Genomic DNA, 17,694 nt, shown 5'->3' with positions numbered 1-17,694 from the left:
AGGTTAGGCTTCGCACCATGTCCCAGAGCACCGAGACCACTGACGCTCAGTCGATCGGCGGCACCGACGTCCCCGTCGACATCGACATCCACACGACGGCCGGCAAGCTCGCCGACCTCAAGCGTCGTGTGGCCGAGGTCGCGAACGCCGGTTCGACCCGCGCCGTCGAGAAGCAGCACTCCCGCGGCAAGCAGACCGCTCGTGAGCGCATCGCACTCCTCCTCGACGAGGGCAGCTTCGTCGAGATGGACAAGTACGCCCGCCACCGATCGACCGCCTTCGGCCAGGAGGCCAACCGGCCGTACGGCGACGGCGTCGTCACCGGCTACGGCACGGTCGACGGTCGTCAGGTCGCCGTCTTCGCCCAGGACTTCACCGTCTTCGGTGGCTCCCTCGGTGAGGTCTTCGGCGAGAAGATCACCAAGGTGATGGACTTCGCGATGAAGATCGGCTGCCCGGTGGTCGGGCTCAACGACTCCGGTGGTGCCCGCATCCAGGAGGGTGTGGTCTCCCTGGGCCTCTACGGCGAGATCTTCAAGCGCAACGTGCACGCCTCCGGTGTCATCCCGCAGATCTCCCTGATCATGGGCCCCTGCGCCGGCGGCGCCGTCTACTCCCCCGCGGTCACCGACTTCACCGTCATGGTCGACCAGACCTCGCACATGTTCATCACCGGCCCGGACGTCATCAAGACCGTCACCGGTGAGGACGTGGAGTTCGAGGATCTCGGCGGTGCGCACACGCACAACAGCAAGTCCGGGGTCGCGCACTACATGGCGGCAGACGAGGACGACGCGATCGACTACGTCAAGGCGCTGCTGAGCTACCTGCCGAGCAACAACCTCGAGGACCCGCCGATGTTCGGTGAGGAGCTCGACCTCGAGGTCAACGACACCGACCGGGTGCTGGACACGATCATCCCGGACTCACCGAACATGCCCTACGACATGAAGCAGGTGATCGCCTCCGTCGTCGACGACGGCGACTTCCTCGAGGTGCACCCGCTCTTCGCGCCGAACATGATCTGCGGCTTCGCCCGGATCGAGGGCCGTTCGGTCGGCGTCGTCGCCAACAACCCGATGCAGTTCGCGGGCACGCTCGACATCGGCGCCTCGGAGAAGGCGGCCCGCTTCGTGCGCACCTGCGACGCCTTCAACGTCCCGGTCCTGACCTTCGTCGACGTGCCGGGCTTCCTGCCGGGGACCGACCAGGAGTGGAACGGCATCATCCGTCGCGGCGCCAAGTTGATCTTCGCCTACGCCGAGGCCACCGTCCCGCTCGTCACGGTCATCACCCGCAAGGCCTACGGCGGCGCCTACGACGTCATGGGGTCCAAGCACCTCGGCGCCGACATCAACCTCGCGTGGCCGACCGCCCAGATCGCCGTCATGGGCGCCCAGGGCGCGGTCAACATCCTCTACCGCAAGCAACTGAAGGCCGCCGAGGACGAGGGCCGCGACGTCGAGGCAGCACGCCAGGAGTTCATCTCCGCCTACGAGGACGCCCTGGCCAACCCGTACGTCGCCGCCGAGCGTGGCTACATCGACACGGTCATCACGCCGAGCAACACCCGGATGAACGTCAGCCGGGCGCTGCGCGCGCTGAAGACCAAGCGCGAGACGCTGCCGCCGAAGAAGCACGGGAACATTCCGCTGTGACATCGACGACACCCACGCACGAGCAGCCGGACACCGAAACGCCCGCGGCCCCGACGGGGCCGCGCATCGAGGTCATCGGGGACGCCTCGACGGAGCAGGTCGCCGCGCTCGTCGCGGTGCTGTCAGGTATCGGTGGTGATGGTGACGAGGAGGCGCCCGGCCCCGCGTCGCGCTGGGCCTCGCGCGAGCGGCTCGTGCGCGCGCCACTGCACCCGGCCCCCGGAGCCTGGCGGGCCGCGGCCTTCCCCGGCTGACCTCTGGACGACGTGTACGACGCATTCGAAGAAGGACCGCGCCCTTTGGGCCGCGGTCCTGCTTCGAGTTGTCCTCGGCCACACCCGCGTCGACGCCATCGCCGCCCTCCACAGGTCTGGCGTGGAGCAGGTCCATCCCGCGCCGGTCAGCCACCGTACTGCCATATCCACCTCGCGCGCCGCCCGGTCCCGAGAGCTGCTGTACCGGGCGAGTGAGGCCGCCGAGGACGCGGACGGGGTCCTCTCCCGGGCCCAGCTGAGAGCCATCGGCATCGGCCGTGACCGTGTCGCGGCGCACGTGCGGGCCGGCAGGTGGCGGCTGCACGGCCGGCACACGGTCGCCCTGCACACCGGGGTCCTCTCCGACCGCGCTCGCGCCTGGCGCGGCGTGCACGAGAGCTGCGGCGACGCGCGGGTGGACGGGGTATCCGCGCTGCAGCTCGCGGGCGTGACCGGGCTCAGCGACCAGATGGTCCACGTGTCACTGCACCATCTCTGCCAGGTCCGCGACATCGACGGCGTGGTGCAGCACAAGGTGTCCCGTCGCGCCGAAGGCGAGTGCACCCTGCCCGGCCTGCCCCGCACCCCGCCTGCCCTGGCCGCACTGCGCGCGGCGCAGTGGGCGGTCAGCGACCGTGCGGCGGCCCTCTTCCTCGTCCTGCCCGTCCAGCAACGCCTCGTCACCGCCGAGCATCTGCGGGAGGCCCACGAGGCATACCCGGGGCGACGGCGAAGGGCGCTGGTCGCCCAACTGATCGAGGACGCGGCTGACGGGGCACACTCGCTGGGCGAGCTCGACATCATCCCGCTGTGCCGCCGGCATGGCCTGCCCCCACCCGACCGGCAGGTCCTGCGCAGGGTCGACGGCCGGTCCCGGTACCTCGATGCCTACTGGAAGGAGGTGGGCCTGGCACTCGAGATCGACGGCGAGGCCCACTCAGCAGGGCTGGAGGTCACCTTCGACCACCTGCGGCAGAACGCCGTGACGATGCAAGGAGACACGGTCCTGCGGATGAACCTCATCGGGCTGCGGCTCGAGGGCGATGCCTTCTTCGCGCAGGTGTCGACCACCTATCGCTCGCTGCTGCGCCGACGCCGGTGATCATTCGAAGAGGCGTCGCGGCCCCGGAGCCGCGACGCTTCTTCGACCCGGCGGATACTCTCGGTCCATGCCTCGAATCCTCTCCGTGAACGTCGGTCGACCGAGGCTGCAGCGTGTCCCGAAGGGGCGGCCCACCGGCATCGACAAGCACCCCGCCGACGTGATCTCGGTGGCGAACCCCGGACCCCGACGCGTGGTCGACGGGCACGGTGTCTCCGGCGTCGCGGCCGACCACGTGGGCGATGGCCGATTCCACGGCGGGTGGGACCGGGCCGTCTACGCCTACGCGCGTGAGGAACTGGACCTGTGGGCCGACGTCCTGGGTCGCGAGCTGCGCGAGGGGCACTTCGGCGAGAACCTCACGACGAGCGGCATCGACGTCGATGCCGCCGAGGTCGGCGACCGGTGGCACATCGGCACCGCCGTCCTCGAGGTGCGCTGGACCCGCCAGCCGTGCGCGACTTTCGGGGAGTGGATGGGTGAGCCCGGCTGGGTCAAGCGGTTCATGGAGCACGGCCGCACGGGCGCCCTGCTCAGCGTGGTCGAGCCGGGGGACATCCGCACCGGGAACCGCATCGAGGTCGAGCCCTCGGGGTCGGGCATCACCCTGCCGATGGTCCTGCGCGCAAAGACCGGCGACGTCGGCCTCGCCCGCAGGGTCATCGACGCCGGGGTCTACACCGGCCACCGGCGCCAGCAGATCGTCGACGTCCTCGAGCGCGATCACTGACGGCTGATCGGCACCCGCGCGTCCTTGACGTGTAGTTCGAAGAAGACACGCGGCCCTTGTCACGCGAACCTTCTTCGAATCACACGGTCAGGAGGGGCGCGCCAGTCAGAAGAGCGAGAGCGGCTCGTCCTGCACCGGCTCGGTCACCTGCTCGGCACCTGCCTCGGCCGTGCCTGACCGTGCGCCCGGGACACCGGGTCCTGCCTCCGGCGCCGCGCCCTTCGCCCACGCCGCGGCAGCGCTCGTCGCGAGCCGGTCGGCCTCCTCGTTGAGCTCGTGACCGGTGTGGCCCTTGACCCACTCGAAGGTCACTCGACGCCCGGCCATCGCCGCGTCGAGCGCCTGCATGATCTCGACGTTGAGGACCGGGTTGCCGTCCTTCTTGCGCCAGCCCTTGCGCTTCCAGCCGGGCATCCACGCGGTGATCGAGTTGATCACGTACTTGCTGTCGCAGATGACGTGCAGGTCGTCGTCGAGGTGGGCCGTCTGCTCAAGCAGGTCCAGGACGGCCATGAGCTCGCCCATGTTGTTCGTCCCGTGCGCCCATCCCCCGCGGTCCCAACGGTCCTCGTCGATGTACCAGCCCCAGCCGGCGGGCCCGGGGTTGCCGAGGGCGGAGCCGTCGGCGGCAGCAGTGAGGGTCATGCGGTCACTCCGTGGGGCGAAGGGGGAAACGGCTGCGGTCTTCCTATCAGACGCGTGCCAGCACCTCACCATGGACGATGACGAACCACCCATCGGGTGAGTCCGTCCACGCCCGCCACCCGTCGACGACTTCGGCGATGGTGACCTCGTCACCCAGCCCCTGGGCGAGCACCTCGTCGTGGAAGTTCGACTCCACGGCGCGCTGCTGCCACTGGCCGCCCCACCAGGCCCGCGCGTCGTCGTCGGCGTAGCACCAGAGCGAGGCGCCCGCCCTCACATCAGCCAGTCCCGCCTCGTGGCACCACCGCAGCAGGTGGCGCCCGGCGTCGGGCTCGCCGCCGGCACCGCGGGCAGCGGCCCGGTAGAGGTCGAGCCAGCGGGTGAGCCCGGGATGGGCCGGCGCCCAGGTCATCGCCTCGTAGTCCGCGTCACGCACGGCGACGAGGCCCCCCGGACGGGTCACACGAGCCATCTCCCGCAGCACGGCCACCGGGTCGCCGACGTGCTGGAGCACCTGGTGGGCATGGGTGACGTCGAAGGAGTCGTCCGCGAAGGGCAGGGCCAGCGCGTCAGCCACCTCGAAGACGGTGCGGCCATCCCCCTTCGTCCCGGCCGCGGAGCGGGCCCGCTCGATGACTGCCGCGGATCCGTCGACGCCGACCGCCTCGCCCACCCGCTCGGCGAGATCGAGGGTGATCGATCCCGGACCGCACCCGACGTCGAGGAGCCGCGTCCTCGGCCCGAGGTACGGGAGCAGGTACCCGGCCGAGTTCTCGGCGGTGCGGTCGCCATGGGAGGCGACGACGGACGGGGTGTGGCCGTGCACGTATCGACTCATGAGCCGATTCTGCGCGCGAAGACCCCCACAGATCGGTACCGTCCGGGAGGTGAGCAACGAGACATCCCGCCCCATGACCGACATCGACCGCATCGCCGAGGCCCACTTCGACGCCGAGGTCGAGCTGTCCCCGATCGCTGCGACCTACCTCGGCCTCCCGGGCCGCGACGAGGACCTCGACGACTTCTCCCCAGCGGGCTTCGCCGCGGTCTCCCGCCTGCGCCGGGAGACCCTCGCCGCGCTCGAGGACGCCACGCCCGTGGACGACGTGGACCGGGTGACACTCGAGGCGATGCGCGAGCGGCTCGGCCTCGCCGAGGAGATGCACGCGGCCGGTCTGGACCTCGGTGAGATCAACGTCCTCGCCTCGCCGATGCAGGCGGTGCGCGACGTCTTCGACATGATGCCCGCCGCCACCGGCGACAACTGGGCGACCATCGCCCGCCGGATGACCAAGGTGCCGACCGCCCTCGAGCAGTGGACCGACTCCCTCGCCGCGGCCGCAGCGGACGGGCACATCGCCCCTCGTCGCCAGTACGAGCGGTGCATCGACCAGTGCGCCGACCTGACCGCCCCGGACGGCTACTACGCGGGCTTGGTGCGGGATGCCTGCCTCGACGGCGGGGCGCCCCTGGCCGACTCGGTCATGACGGACCTGGCCCGCTCGGTCGAGGCCGCTTCCGGGGCCTACCGTGACCTCGCCGAGCGGCTGAAGCCCTTGCGCGACAAGGCCCCCGAGGCGGACGCCTGCGGGATCGAGAAGTACCGACTGCACTCACGGGCCTTCCTCGGTGCGACGATCGATCTCGAGGAGACCTATGCGTGGGGCCAGGCGGAGCTGGCCCGGATCACCGCCGAGATGACCGCCGTGGCCGAGCAGATCTCCCCCGGTGCGAGCACCGAGGAGGCCATCGCGATCCTCGACGACGACCCCCGATACCAGCTCCACGGCACCACTGCGCTGCAGAGGTGGATGCAGGAGAAGGCCGACGAGGCCATCGATCTGGTCGCCCCGCACCTGGACATCCCGGAGCCGGTGCACACGATCGAGTGCATGATCGCCCCCACCCAGACCGGCGGCATCTACTACACGGGGCCGAGCGACGACTTCGCCCGGCCGGGGCGGATGTGGTGGTCGGTCCCGAAGGGGGTCACCCAGTTCGGCACGTGGCGGGAGCTGACGACCGTCTACCACGAAGGCGTTCCCGGCCACCATCTGCAGATCGGCCAGACCGTCCACCGGCGCGGCCTGCTCAACCGGTGGCGACGACACTCCGCCTTCACCTCCGGCCATGCCGAGGGCTGGGCCCTCTACGCGGAGTGGCTCATGGCCGAGCTGGGCCACATGGACGACCCCGGCAACCGGATGGGCCTGCTCGACGGGCAGTCGCTGCGTGCGGCGCGAGTGGTGCTGGACATCGGTGTGCACTGCGGCTTCGAGGCCCCGGCCGAGGTCGGTGGGGGCGAGTGGACCTACGACAAGGCGTGGTCCTTCCTCAGCGCCCACGCCAACATGGACGAGGGCTTCCTTCGCTTCGAGCTGGACCGGTACCTGGGGTGGCCGGGGCAGGCTCCGAGCTACAAGATCGGCGAGCGGCTCTGGCTGCAGCTACGCGAGGAGACGTCCCGCCGTGAGGGAGCGAACTTCGACCTGCGGGCCTTCCACCGTCGCGCGCTCGACATCGGAGGCGTCGGCCTGGACACCCTGCGCACGGCGGTGCTCGGGTCCGCCTGACCGCACGACGAAGGGGGCGGTGCCGGATCACCGGCACCGCCCCCTTCGCCCATTGGGTCAGAGACGCCAGCAGCTGTTGGCCGTGTTGCGGCCGGCGAAGCGCTTCTCGAAGAAGTACATCGACTTCTCGACGTGCGGGATCATCCCGCCGATGTGCGTCGGGGTCAGACCGGGGTTGAGCGTCACCCGCGAGCCCTGGTCACACCAGTCGCTCGCGAGCTGCTTGCCGACCTCGAAGGGGACGACGTCATCGCCCCACGCATGGTTGATCACGACCGGAGCGCTCGGCTCCATCGTGCCGATCCGCTGCTCCTCCACCGCTGAGGCGAAGGGCTCCGTGGCGAGCAGCTCGGTCAGGTCCAGGCCACTCTCGGTGTACTGGCCGCTGTCCTTGAAGGCGTGGCTGAAGAGGTCGAAGACGCAGTCCCCCTCGACGGCCGCGGCCACCCGCTCACCGGCATCGTTGAGCAAGGGCGCCGGGTCGATGTGCTCGGCCGTGGCGACACCGAGCAAGGCGAAGAGCGCGAAGGCGTTGTACAGGCCGCCGTCGATGTTCGCCCCGACCTTGGCGAGGTCGGCGGGCGGGGCACCGATGGCCGAGCCCTTGATGGCCAGCTCGGGCGCGTAGGTCGAGGCCAGCTCGGCGGCGGCCGCAGCGGCGCCGCCACCCTGCGAGTACCCCATCAGACCGACCGGGTTGTCGCCGTCCACGTCGTCGCCCTGCAACTGCTGCGCGGCCCGGGCCATATCGAGGGAGGCATGGCCCTGGGCGGCACGGACCATGTAGGTGTGCGTCCCGGGAGTACCCAGCCCCTGGTAGTCGGTCATGGCGACCGCGTAGCCGCGGGAGACCGTGCGGGCGATGCCGATGCCCTCGTACTCGACGAGCTCCGCCATCTGGCGGGAGGGTGCGCACCGGTCGGCGATCCCCTGCGTACCGGCCGTGTACGAGATCAGCGGTCGCTCGGAGGAGCCCACGTAGTCGCTCGTCGGCACGAAGACGGTCCCGGTCACGGCGATCGGCACCCCGTCGGCGTCGGTCGAGGAGTACATCACCCGTGTGGCCGTGACGACGCCGGAGGACAGGCCCAACGGGTCGAGCAGGAAACTGGCCGGCTCGGTGCGAATGACCGTCCCCGGCGTGCTCGGGATCTGCGCCGGCGGCTCGTAGAAGTCGGGGCGCTCCGGCTCCGGCGTGTCGGTGAGGGTGCTGGCGCCGGCCGTGCCGGGGACCTCCCCCGGGCCGGCCTGGGCGGTCCCGGCGAGCGGCACGGCGATGGCGACTGCGAGCGTGGCTGCGGCGGCGGAGCGCGTGGCGAGGGAACTCATGGACGTCCTGTCTGTGGCGGGAGCGAGATCCCCCGACCGGTCAGGGGCTGACCCCGGACACAGGCGACCTCATCACTGGGTGGGCACAAGTTACCGAGTGGTCACCCCAGCGGCAACCGGTGGATGATGTGCTCATGCACACGCTCGTCCTCGCCTCCGCATCCCCCGCCCGTCTCGGGCTGCTGCGCGCCAGCGGCCTCGACCCGCAGGTCGTCGTCAGCGATGTCGACGAGGACGCGGTCGAGTCACGGGCCCGGCAGCAGGACCCGCACCTCTCCCCCGCCGGCTTGGCCCAGGTGCTGGCGGAGGCGAAGGGGGCGGCCGTGAGGGGCCGCCTGGCCGGGGACCACCGGCTCGTCCTCGCCTGCGACTCGGTACTCGAGATCGACGGCGCCGTCCACGGCAAGCCGGGCACGCCCGAGGTCGCCCGCCAACGCTGGCGCTCGATGCGCGGCCGCACGGGGGTGCTGCACACCGGGCACTGGCTGATCGACCCCGTCAGCGGCCGGACGGCAGGGGCACCGGCGAGCGCCACGGTCCACTTCGCCGACGTCACCGACGCCGAGCTCGAGGGCTATCTCGCCACCGGCGAGCCGCTGCGCGTCGCGGGTGCCTTCACCCTGGACGGGTTCGGTGCCCCTTTCGTCGAGTCGATCGAGGGTCACCCGAGCACGGTGGTCGGCCTGTGCCTGCCGCTGCTGCGACGGCTGCTGGCCGACCTCGGCGTCGACTGGTGGGACCTCGCCTCCGCCTGACACGGACGAAGGGCGGTGGTGGGCCCATCGGCCACCACCGCCCTTCGTCGAGCAGCCGGTCAGGACACGGGTGTGCCCACCGCGGCCTCCGCGTCGACGATGCCCTTGCCGTACATGAGGCTGAAACCTCCGCGGGTACCGAACAACGGGTGCCGCGCGGTGGTGAGGATCGCTTCCTCGACACCGGCCATCGAGCGCCCCTGGGCGGAGAGCAGGGCCGCGACGCCGGCGACGTGTGGTGTCGCCATCGAGGTGCCCGCGTAGGCGTCGTAGTCCGCGCCGCCGCACTCCGGGGTACCGGTACCGCGCGGGACGGTGGAGATGATGTCGTCCTCGCAGGGGCCACCGAGCGGGCTTCCCGCGCCACCGGGGGCGGCCACGGACTTCCCGCTGAGCTTGATCGGCAGCTCGGAGAAGTAGGACTTCAGCTCGTTGCGGTCGGTCGCACCGACACAGATCGAGTCGCTGTTGAAGGCCGGGTCGTTGCACAGCAGGGTGGAGGTGTTGCCCGCCGCTGCAACGGTCAACGTGCCCCTGTCGCGGGCGTACTCGATGGCGTCCACGGTGGTCGTGTCGAGCCCCAGGGCCCCGATCAGCTGCATGCCGGGCAGGCTGCCGAGGCTGAGGTTGATGACGTCCGCGCCGTTGTCGGCCGCCCACCGGATCCCCTCGGCGATGTCGGCATTGGTACCCGAGCCGTCCTCGAGCACCTTGATCGGCATGATCTTGGCGTCCGGGGCGACCCCCGCGACGCCGAGGCCGTTGTCGGCGAGGGCGGCGATCGTGCCGGCGACGTGGGTGCCGTGCGCGTCGGTCTCCTGACCGACACCGTCTGCGCCCTTCCAGCCACCGTCGCCGCAGGGACCCTGATGGCCCTCCGCGCAGGAGAAGGTGGCGCCCGGCACGAGCTGGCCGGCCAGGTCCGGGTGGCCGAGGTCGACGCCGGTGTCGACGACCGCGACGGTGGCGCCTCCACCGGTGGACTCACCCCACGACTGCTCGGCGTTGATCTGGTCGAGGCCCCACAGATCGGTTCGAAGGGGGTCGCTGGTCGCCGCTCCGGCGCTGCCGGCGGTGGCCACGAGGCCGACCGCGCAGGCGGCGGCCGCCAAGGGTGCGATCCATCGAGTGCTGCGCTGCATGGTGAAGATCCTTCGTCAGGGAACACGACGGAGACATCTCCGCCAACGACTACCCGACGGTAACAACGCGGTGGCGGTCATGCAGCGCGAGCGGCGCGAGGCTCATCACACCGGCGGGATGTCCCGTCGGCGGGTGGAGAACGTGCGTTCCCGACCGCGTGCGTGGCGCAGTCGGGTGAGCAGCTCGCGGCGCAGGCTCTCCGGCTCGATCACCTGGTCCAGGACGAGGTCGGCCGCCAGGCGCTCCAGGTCGACGTCCTCCTCGTACTCGGCGCGTGCCCTGGCGATGAACTCGTCGCGGGCGGCCTCACCGTGCTCGGCCTCGACCTGGGCGATCTTGTTGGCGTACACCGCGTTGACGGCGGCCTCGGGGCCCATGACGGCGATACGCGCAGTCGGCAGGGCGATCGTGGCATCGGGAGCGAAGCCCGGGCCGCCCATGGCGTAGAGGCCGGCACCGTAGGCCTTGCGGATGACGACGCAGAACTGTGGCACGGTCGCCGAGGAGACCGCCGAGACCATCTTCGCCCCGTGGCGGATGATGCCACCGCGCTCGACCTCGGAGCCGATCATGAAACCGGGCACGTCGGCCAGGTAGATCAGCGGGATCGAGTAGGCGTCGCACAACCAGATGAAGCGCGAGGCCTTGTCAGCACTGTCGGTGAAGAGCACACCGCCCTTGGCCATCGAGTTGTTGGCGACGATGCCGACGGTCTCGCCCGCCATCCGACCGAGGCCGACGACGAGCTCCGGGGCGAAGAGCGACTTGACCTCGAAGAAGGAGTCGTCGTCGACGAGCCCGTCGATGACGTCGTGGACGTCGAAGGGCTGCGACTCCCGCTCGGGAATCGTCTCGCTCGTCAATTCCGCGGAGGGCCCCTCCGGCTCGTACGAGGGCAACTCGCTGTGCCAGTTGAGCGGGAGATAGCTCAGCCAGATCCGCGCCGTCTCGATGGCCTCGGTGTCGTCGGCGACGAGGACGTCACCCACGCCGCTGACGGTGCAGTGCATCCGGGCGCCACCCATGTCCTCCAAGGACACCTTCTCCCCCACGACCATCTCGGCCATGCGGGGACTGCCCAGGTACATCGAGGCATTGCCCTCGACCATGATCACCAGGTCGGTGAAGGAGGGGATGTAGGCGCCACCGGCTGCGCTCGGGCCGAAGAGGCAGCAGACCTGGGGCACCTTGCCGGACAGGGCGACCTGGTTGTGGAAGATGCGCCCGGCACCGCGGCGGCCGGGGAACATCTCGACCTGGTCGGTGATCCGGGCCCCCGCGGAGTCGACGAGCCAGAAGACGGGCAGCTCCTCGCGCAGGGCCGTCTCGGTCGCGCGCACGATCTTCTCGACCGTGCGGGCGCCCCAGGAGCCGGCCTTGACCGTCGGGTCGTTGGCGATGATGATCACCGGGCGGTCATCGACGAGACCGCGGCCGGTGACCACGCCGTCGGCCGGCAGGCCCGTGGCGAGGGCATTGGCGTAGCGCCCGTCCTCGACGAACGAGCCCTCGTCGACGAGCAGGTCGATGCGGTCGCGGACGTAGAGCTTGTTCTGCGACTCGAGCTTGGCCGCAGCCTTCTCGGTGGGCCGCTCGGAGGCCGCATGGGCCTCGGCGATGCGCCGACGGACGTCCTCGACCTTGGGGTCGAGCGGGTACGGGGTGGTCATGTCGCTCCCTTCGCTCAGGCCGACAGGCCGAGGTGGCGGGCAATGACCATGCGCTGGACCTCGGAGGTGCCCTCGCCGATCTCGAGGATCTTGGCATCGCGGTAGAAACGGGCGACCGGGTACTCCTCGATGAAGCCGTTGCCACCGAAGATCTGCGTCGCGATGCGGGTCGCGCTCACCGCCGCCTCGGAGGTGTAGAGCTTGGCGATGGCGGCAGCCTTGGCGACCTCCTTCGTCGAGCGCAGGCCGCGGTCGGCCTGGTCCTTCAGCCACGCGGCCTTGTAGGTGAGCACCCGGGAGGTCTCGGCCATGACGGCCAGGTCGGAGACCGGGAAGGAGACGCCCTGGTTGGCTCCGATCGGCCGACCGAAGGAGGTGCGCGTGTTGGCGTACTCGGTCGACAGCTCGAGCATGCGCTGGGTCAGACCGGTGGCGAGCGCCGAGATGGCGATGCGGCCGTCGTCGAGGGTCTTGAGGAACTGGCGGAAGCCCTTGCCCTCCTCGCCGACGAGATTGCCCGCGGGCACCCGGCAGTCGGCGAAGCTCAGGCCGTGGGTGTCGGAGATGTGCCAGCCGAGCTTGTCGTAGGGCTCCTCGACGGTGAAGCCGGGGGTGCCGCTGGGGACGAGGATCGCCGAGATCTGCGCGCGGCCGTCCTCGTTCGTCCCGGTCCGGGCGGTGACGGTGACCAGGGAGGTGATGTCGGTACCGGAGTTGGTGATGAAGGACTTGGCGCCGTTGACGACCCACTCGTCGCCCTCGCGCTTGGCGGTGGTGCGGGTGCCGCCCGCGTCGGAACCGGCGTCGGGCTCGGTCAGGCCGAAGCCGGCCAGGGTCTTGCCGGCCACGAGGTCCGGCAGCCACTGGTCACGCTGCTCGTCGTTGCCGAAGGAGAGGATCGGGTTGATGCCCAGGCCGACGCCCGCGGAGAGGGTGATACCGATCGACTGGTCGATGCGGCCGAGCTCCTCGATCGCGACGCACAGGGCCGTGAAGTCGGACTGGACGATGCCGTCGACCGTCTCGGCCTGCCCGCCCCAGCGCTCGGGGACGACGAGGCCGAAGAAGCCCATATCCCCCATCTTGCGCACGACCTCCAGCGGGAGGTGGTGATCCTTGTCCCACTGGGCGACGTGCGGCTCGACCTCGCTCTCGGCGAAGTCGCGCACCGCGGCGCGGAAGTCCTCGTGGTCCTGCGAGAGCTCGAACATGCCCGACCTTTCCCTGCGTACCGACGTCGTCGCCGGGTCGCTTGCGTTGCTTGACGTTGACGTCAACGTAAAGCATAGTGCCGTCCATGACAAGCCCGACGAAGGGGGACCCAGGCCCCGCTCCGAGCGCGCCGGCCGGCGGCCCGGCCCCCGCGGACGCGACGTGGAGCATCCGCGAGATCGCCGACGAGTTCGGCATCACCACCCGCACGGTGCGCCACTACGAGGACATCGGACTGATCTCCCCCGAGCGGATCGGCACGACGCGCATCTTCCACCGGCGGGAGCGCACCCGGCTCTCGTTGATCATGCGCGGCCGGCGGCTCGGCTTCCCGCTGGATGAGATCGCCACCATCGTCAACCTCTACGACGTCCCGCGCGGCAAGCGCAGTCAGCTGGAGTACGTGCTCGGGCAGATCGACGAGCGTCGGGAGGACCTGGAGCAGCGGCGGCGCGACATCGAGGACGCGCTGACCGAGCTGGGCACCTTCGAGCGGCGCTGCCGGGACGAGCTCGACGCGCTCTGACAGAGGCGCCCCGCAGTTACGCGCGGGTCTGGCGGGCGGCCTTCGCCTGCTTCTTGAGCATCTCCGTCTCGCCCCGCACCTCAGCCCCCTCCCCCTTCGCCCTGATCTAGGCTCGACGCGGATCGCATTGACATTTGCTAAAGCAAAGATCTACGTTTGCTTTAGCAAACACATCGCCGTACTCCCAGGGGAACCACACGATGCACACCTCCACCGCCACGGTCCAAGCGCTCCTTGGTGCCGGCCTGTCCGGGGTCCTGGCGCTGACCGGCGCCGTCACCACCACGAGCAGCGCCACCGCAGGCACGGCAGCCACGTCGACCGCCACGGAGGATCCGGGCGAGCTGTTGCTGATGCTCGACGCGTCGGGGTCGATGAAGGAACCCGACCCGGCCGGCGGCACCAAGATGGCCGCCGCGAAGAAAGCCCTCACCGGCGTCGTGGACTCCCTCCCCAGAGACGCACACGTCGGCCTGCGCGTCTACGGGGCCACCGAGCCCGGCGGCACCCCCACCAAGGCCGCCTGCGCCGACACCCAGCTCGCCGTTCCCATCGGACCGGTGGACAAGCCCGCTCTGACGAAGGCCATCAGGGGCTTCGAGGCGAAGGGCGAGACCCCTATCGCCCACTCCCTGACCAAGGCCATGGACGACCTCGGCACCAAGGGCAAGCGCAACATCGTCCTCGTCTCCGACGGCGAGGAGTCCTGCGTCCCCGACCCCTGCCCCGTCGTGAAGAAACTCGTCAAGAACGGCGTCGACCTGCGCATCGACACCGTCGGCTTCGGCGTCAAGGACACCGCCCGCAAGCAGCTCCAGTGCATCGCCGACGCCGGCGACGGCACCTACTACGACGCCAAGGACGCCGACCAGCTCGCCACCAGCCTGACCAAGATCTCCACCCGAGCCGTGCGCCAATTCAGCGTCGAGGGCACCCCGATCACCCTGACCGAGGACAAGACCGACGCCCCGACCGTCACGCCGGGGCGCTACACCGACACGTTCTCCGTCAGCGCCGAGCCCCGCTACGCCCGCATCAAGCGAACTCCCAACTCCATCGTCCACATCGGCCTCGTGGCGCGACCGCCTTTCCAGGACCGCGAGATGAACGACTCCGAGTTCTGGGAGATCATCACCTACACCCCGGACGGCGAGCAGTGCACGAGAGGCTACTCGACGAGCACGGAGTTCTTCCGCGGCGTGGAGTCGATCACGGTGGGGACCTCCGTCAACAACCAGGTCACGGACCCTGCCGCCGACAACGCGTGCGCAACGTCCGACGAGCTCCTCCTCGAGGTCACCCACGACGAGGGCAAGGGCACGGACATCCCCGTTCAGCTCGTCTACGTCGAGGAGCCCCCGGTCCGAGACCCGGACTCACTCCCCGCGCCCCTGGATGGCGAGAAGATCACCGGTTGGACGGCCAAGGGCGATGGTTCCGCCGAGCCGGTCGTCGGCGGTGGCGGCTTCGCCGACGCCGCCACTCTCGCTCCTGGGTCCTACGAGGAGACGATCCTGGCCGGTGAGCAGCTCTACTACCGGGTGCGTGTCGGCTACGGCCAACGTGCCGCCTTCACCGCCCGTGTGTCGACCGAGGGAACCCCGTTGGGGGAGGGCGGCAGTCAGGAGTTGGACTCCACCGACTACATCCTCTTCACGGTCAACTCGTGGAACCCCGCCCTGCGTGAGATCACCCGAATCAATGAGGGCGAGCCAGAGAACCGCGAACACCTCAGCAGCCACGCACACTCGCTGGTGCTCGGCGAGTACATCCCCGAGGTCCGCTACCGGAACAAGGACGCAAGCACGTATGGATCGGACCACGAGGAGTTCGATCACGCCTCGATGAGCGGCTACTACTACTTCGCGATCGGCCGCGAGAGCTCCAGGGGTGACGACCTCGACGCACCGTTGACGGCGCAGATCGACGTGGACGTCAAGGGTGAGATCAGCGGTGAGCCGCGCTTCGCCGGAGCAGCAGACACATCGGCACAGAGCCCATCGCCGACAACGGACGGGCACGGCACCTCTAGCAACAGCGACAACACGCGAGCCTCGACCACCACGTCCCAGGACGAAGGCGGTTCACGCCTTCCCTGGATCGGTGGCGGCCTGCTGGCCGCGATCGTCCTCGTCTCCGGGGCATGGTTCGGCCTGCGGCGCAAAGGCTCCAGTCAGTCGGAGCGTTCCCAGGAGTAGTCCCCGTCGGTCTGCTCGCAGATGACCTCGATCCCGTCCGAGGTCGTCTCCCGCAGGCCGACGTCGCTGAACTGGCACGGCTGCCCGACCCGGCTGACCACGGTGCCAACCTCGACAGAGCCGGACGTGGGGCTCGTCCGCGACGACTCGCCCGGTGACGAGGAGCTGCTCGAGTTCGTCGGATCACTCGTGCTCGACGAGCTCGACACCGGCGGACTGGTCGCGCTGTCGCCACCGCCCGAGTCGCCGCCGGACAGGGACGTCCAGGCAAGGACGGCCGCCACCACCACGACCGCGACCGTCACGACGCCAGCCGCCAGAAGCCTCGCTCGCTTCCGATGGGGCGGGTGCACCGGACCCGGCGTCGACACCGCTCCGGAGACAACACGGGATCCGGACGCAGATTCGGGCTCGCGCGCGGGCACAATCGTGTCCGCGTACTGTGCCGGATCAGAGCCCACCGCCGGTGAGGGATGGGACGCAGGGGGCTCGCCCCCTTCGTCCGAGAGCTGACGCACGAGGGTGGTCGGCTCGAGGAGCCCGGCCTCACCCCCGCACGTGTCGAAGACCTGCTGCAGCACCTCGACATCCCCGGCCGCGCCGGGCGTCCAGGCCAGTTCTGGCGCTTGCAGGCGAGCGGTCGCGGCCGCAGCGTCCGGGCGGTCGGTGGCGTCATCGACCAGGAGGTCGCTGGTCAGCTGCCAGAGTGCCTGTGGCACGTCGCCGGGGCGCTCGACGGCGAACGGGTTCCCGTCGATCGGTACCGCCGTGAGCATGTACCGCGCGAGGGCACCGACCGCGTACAGGTCGCTGGCTCTCGTCAGCTCGCCCCGTCGCTGCTCCGGGGCCATGTAGCCGGGTGTGCCGATCGCGGCATGCGTCTCGGTCAGGCGCGGCCCGTCCAGCTCGACCGCGATCCCGAAGTCGGTCAGGTAGGCGTGCGGACGATCGGGACCGGTGGCCGCGAGCAGGACGTTGGCCGGTTTGACGTCCCGGTGCACGATCCGCGAGTCGTGCACGGCGGAGAGCGCATCAAGCAGCTGCCGCAGGATCTCCGCGACGAAGGGGGCCGGCAGGGGCCCGTGGTCACCGACCAGGGTGGCGACCGAGCCCCCGTCGACGACCGGCATGGTGAACAGGACCCGGTCGTCCTCACCGGCCCAGCCGAGCGGGGTGACGACGTGGGAGTGCTGGACCCGGAAGGCGGTCTCGCGCACGAAGCGCAGGAGCGCGGCCGCGTCGGACTGGCGCAGGACCTTGGCCGCGACCACCGAGTCGGTGCGCCTGTCGTGGACCCGCCACACCGAGCCCATGCCGCCCTGCCCGAGGAGGTCGAGCAGCTCGTATCGTCCGGCGAAGACCTCACCCATGCGCGCCCTCGGCCGCCTTGCGCAGCAACGAGGACAGCCGGGGATGCTCCGCCGCGAGCAGGTCCGCAGCCCCGCGCAGGTCGGCGGGACCGGCCACCTCCCGCAGCCCAGCGACCGTCGCCTCCTCGGAGTCGCTGGTCGGCCGGGTGGTGGCGTAGGTGCCCTGCACCTCGTGCACCGCCTCGATCCGGGCCGCGAGCTCCTCCGGGGCCAGCCCCGGCGCCTCGTCCACGAGCTCCAGCAGGACGTAGAGGCGCTGGACGACGGCGGGGTTGCCGATCTTCGTCCGGCGGCCCGAGAGCAGCTGGGAGAGCATCGGCGCCGAGAGCCCGAGGGTCCGGGCCAGTCGGCCCTGTGTCAGGCCCAACGCACCCATCACCCGGTCCGCGAGATCGCGCAGCGGCTCGCCGTACAGCTCTCGCTGCCGGGTGAGGGTGCTGGCGACGTCATCGGACACGTGATCCCCTTTCGATCTCCCTGCATCCTAGGGAGGAAGCTCCCCGAAGGTTCCTCCCGTCCGCGTGTCCGG

16 protein-coding genes are annotated in these 17,694 nt (G+C 70.3%); 8 read left to right on the top strand and 8 right to left on the bottom strand.

All coding sequences use genetic code 11. The features are described from left to right. Positions 1-17 precede the first annotated feature (17 nt). From BJY20_RS12495 to BJY20_RS12480, 4 genes are all read left to right on the top strand, one after another. Positions 18-1,658 (top strand): acyl-CoA carboxylase subunit beta, encoded by a 1,641-nt coding sequence (locus BJY20_RS12495; protein WP_185991842.1) that lies wholly within the window; start codon positions 18-20, stop codon positions 1,656-1,658. Continuing rightward, the gene (locus tag BJY20_RS16520; protein WP_185991841.1) at positions 1,655-1,912 is read left to right on the top strand and encodes an acyl-CoA carboxylase epsilon subunit; all 258 of its coding nucleotides are present in this window, start codon (positions 1,655-1,657) and stop codon (positions 1,910-1,912) included. Before BJY20_RS12495 ends, BJY20_RS16520 begins: the two co-directional genes overlap by 4 nt. 121 nt (positions 1,913-2,033) lie before the next feature. Further along, the gene (locus BJY20_RS12485) at positions 2,034-3,014 is read left to right on the top strand and encodes a hypothetical protein (protein ID WP_185991840.1); all 981 of its coding nucleotides are present in this window, start codon (positions 2,034-2,036) and stop codon (positions 3,012-3,014) included. 67 nt (positions 3,015-3,081) lie between these two features. Further along, the gene (locus BJY20_RS12480) at positions 3,082-3,744 is read left to right on the top strand and encodes an MOSC domain-containing protein (protein ID WP_185991839.1); all 663 of its coding nucleotides are present in this window, start codon (positions 3,082-3,084) and stop codon (positions 3,742-3,744) included. Positions 3,745-3,849: 105 nt separating this feature from the next. Here the strand turns inward: BJY20_RS12480 and BJY20_RS12475 are convergent, their stop codons facing one another. Both BJY20_RS12475 and BJY20_RS12470 read right to left on the bottom strand, forming a co-directional pair. Continuing rightward, a complete protein-coding gene (locus BJY20_RS12475) occupies positions 3,850-4,389 on the bottom strand; it encodes an RNase H family protein (RefSeq protein ID WP_185991838.1) in 540 nt (179 codons plus the stop codon). A gap of 46 nt (positions 4,390-4,435) precedes the next feature. Continuing rightward, positions 4,436-5,227 carry a methyltransferase domain-containing protein gene (locus BJY20_RS12470; protein ID WP_185991837.1) on the bottom strand — a complete coding sequence of 264 codons (792 nt, stop codon included), beginning with the start codon at positions 5,225-5,227 and terminating at the stop codon, positions 4,436-4,438. Between the two features lie 73 nt (positions 5,228-5,300). Here BJY20_RS12470 and BJY20_RS12465 point away from each other — a divergent pair, with 73 nt between their 5' ends. Next, positions 5,301-6,962, top strand: coding sequence for a DUF885 domain-containing protein (locus BJY20_RS12465; RefSeq protein ID WP_246297643.1), 1,662 nt, complete (start codon positions 5,301-5,303; stop codon positions 6,960-6,962). A 57-nt stretch (positions 6,963-7,019) separates the two neighbouring features. Here the strand turns inward: BJY20_RS12465 and BJY20_RS12460 are convergent, their stop codons facing one another. Then, positions 7,020-8,291 carry a lipase family protein gene (locus BJY20_RS12460; protein ID WP_185991835.1) on the bottom strand — a complete coding sequence of 424 codons (1,272 nt, stop codon included), beginning with the start codon at positions 8,289-8,291 and terminating at the stop codon, positions 7,020-7,022. A gap of 134 nt (positions 8,292-8,425) precedes the next feature. Between BJY20_RS12460 and BJY20_RS12455 the strand changes: the two genes are divergently transcribed. After that, the gene (locus BJY20_RS12455; protein ID WP_185991834.1) at positions 8,426-9,046 is read left to right on the top strand and encodes a Maf family protein; all 621 of its coding nucleotides are present in this window, start codon (positions 8,426-8,428) and stop codon (positions 9,044-9,046) included. A gap of 59 nt (positions 9,047-9,105) precedes the next feature. Here the strand turns inward: BJY20_RS12455 and BJY20_RS12450 are convergent, their stop codons facing one another. The 3 genes from BJY20_RS12450 to BJY20_RS12440 form a co-directional block, all read right to left on the bottom strand. Next, a complete protein-coding gene (locus tag BJY20_RS12450; RefSeq protein WP_185991833.1) occupies positions 9,106-10,188 on the bottom strand; it encodes a S8 family serine peptidase in 1,083 nt (360 codons plus the stop codon). A gap of 105 nt (positions 10,189-10,293) precedes the next feature. Continuing rightward, the gene (locus tag BJY20_RS12445; protein WP_185991832.1) at positions 10,294-11,859 is read right to left on the bottom strand and encodes an acyl-CoA carboxylase subunit beta; all 1,566 of its coding nucleotides are present in this window, start codon (positions 11,857-11,859) and stop codon (positions 10,294-10,296) included. 14 nt (positions 11,860-11,873) lie between these two features. Continuing rightward, on the bottom strand, positions 11,874-13,070 hold the full coding sequence (locus tag BJY20_RS12440) for an acyl-CoA dehydrogenase family protein (RefSeq protein ID WP_185991831.1): 1,197 nt from the start codon (positions 13,068-13,070) through the stop codon (positions 11,874-11,876). 86 nt (positions 13,071-13,156) lie between these two features. On the opposite strand from BJY20_RS12440, the gene BJY20_RS12435 reads away from it, so the two are divergent. Together BJY20_RS12435 and BJY20_RS12430 are read left to right on the top strand one after the other, a co-directional pair. Next, the gene (locus BJY20_RS12435) at positions 13,157-13,597 is read left to right on the top strand and encodes a MerR family transcriptional regulator (RefSeq protein ID WP_185991830.1); all 441 of its coding nucleotides are present in this window, start codon (positions 13,157-13,159) and stop codon (positions 13,595-13,597) included. 200 nt (positions 13,598-13,797) lie between these two features. Continuing rightward, positions 13,798-15,795 carry a vWA domain-containing protein gene (locus tag BJY20_RS12430; protein WP_185991829.1) on the top strand — a complete coding sequence of 666 codons (1,998 nt, stop codon included), beginning with the start codon at positions 13,798-13,800 and terminating at the stop codon, positions 15,793-15,795. Here the strand turns inward: BJY20_RS12430 and BJY20_RS12425 are convergent. Both BJY20_RS12425 and BJY20_RS12420 read right to left on the bottom strand, forming a co-directional pair. Next, a complete protein-coding gene (locus BJY20_RS12425) occupies positions 15,771-17,165 on the bottom strand; it encodes a serine/threonine-protein kinase (protein WP_185991828.1) in 1,395 nt (464 codons plus the stop codon). The two genes, BJY20_RS12430 and BJY20_RS12425, sit on opposite strands and share 25 nt — an antisense overlap. Next, positions 17,158-17,622, bottom strand: a complete 465-nt coding sequence (locus BJY20_RS12420; RefSeq protein WP_185991827.1) for a hypothetical protein — start codon at positions 17,620-17,622, stop codon at positions 17,158-17,160. Before BJY20_RS12420 ends, BJY20_RS12425 begins: the two co-directional genes overlap by 8 nt. Positions 17,623-17,694: the final 72 nt, after the last annotated feature.

This window comes from Janibacter cremeus, assembly GCF_013409205.1.
GTDB lineage: Bacteria > Actinomycetota > Actinomycetes > Actinomycetales > Dermatophilaceae > Janibacter > Janibacter cremeus.
This window is presented reverse-complemented; position numbering and strand designations above follow the sequence as displayed.

What these genes read in the sequence shown, in the direction of transcription:
- BJY20_RS12495 (WP_185991842.1), top strand. Translation starts at nt 18, where the DNA reads ATGTCCCAGAGCACCGAGACCACTGACGCTCAGTCGATCGGCGGCACC.
- BJY20_RS12480 (WP_185991839.1), top strand. Translation starts at nt 3,082, where the DNA reads ATGCCTCGAATCCTCTCCGTGAACGTCGGTCGACCGAGGCTGCAGCGT.
- BJY20_RS12475 (WP_185991838.1), bottom strand. Translation starts at nt 4,389, where the DNA reads ATGACCCTCACTGCTGCCGCCGACGGCTCCGCCCTCGGCAACCCCGGG.
- BJY20_RS12470 (WP_185991837.1), bottom strand. Translation starts at nt 5,227, where the DNA reads ATGAGTCGATACGTGCACGGCCACACCCCGTCCGTCGTCGCCTCCCAT.
- BJY20_RS12465 (WP_246297643.1), top strand. Translation starts at nt 5,301, where the DNA reads ATGACCGACATCGACCGCATCGCCGAGGCCCACTTCGACGCCGAGGTC.
- BJY20_RS12460 (WP_185991835.1), bottom strand. Translation starts at nt 8,291, where the DNA reads ATGAGTTCCCTCGCCACGCGCTCCGCCGCCGCAGCCACGCTCGCAGTC.
- BJY20_RS12455 (WP_185991834.1), top strand. Translation starts at nt 8,426, where the DNA reads ATGCACACGCTCGTCCTCGCCTCCGCATCCCCCGCCCGTCTCGGGCTG.
- BJY20_RS12450 (WP_185991833.1), bottom strand. Translation starts at nt 10,188, where the DNA reads ATGCAGCGCAGCACTCGATGGATCGCACCCTTGGCGGCCGCCGCCTGC.
- BJY20_RS12445 (WP_185991832.1), bottom strand. Translation starts at nt 11,859, where the DNA reads ATGACCACCCCGTACCCGCTCGACCCCAAGGTCGAGGACGTCCGTCGG.
- BJY20_RS12440 (WP_185991831.1), bottom strand. Translation starts at nt 13,070, where the DNA reads ATGTTCGAGCTCTCGCAGGACCACGAGGACTTCCGCGCCGCGGTGCGC.
- BJY20_RS12435 (WP_185991830.1), top strand. Translation starts at nt 13,157, where the DNA reads ATGACAAGCCCGACGAAGGGGGACCCAGGCCCCGCTCCGAGCGCGCCG.
- BJY20_RS12430 (WP_185991829.1), top strand. Translation starts at nt 13,798, where the DNA reads ATGCACACCTCCACCGCCACGGTCCAAGCGCTCCTTGGTGCCGGCCTG.
- BJY20_RS12425 (WP_185991828.1), bottom strand. Translation starts at nt 17,165, where the DNA reads ATGGGTGAGGTCTTCGCCGGACGATACGAGCTGCTCGACCTCCTCGGG.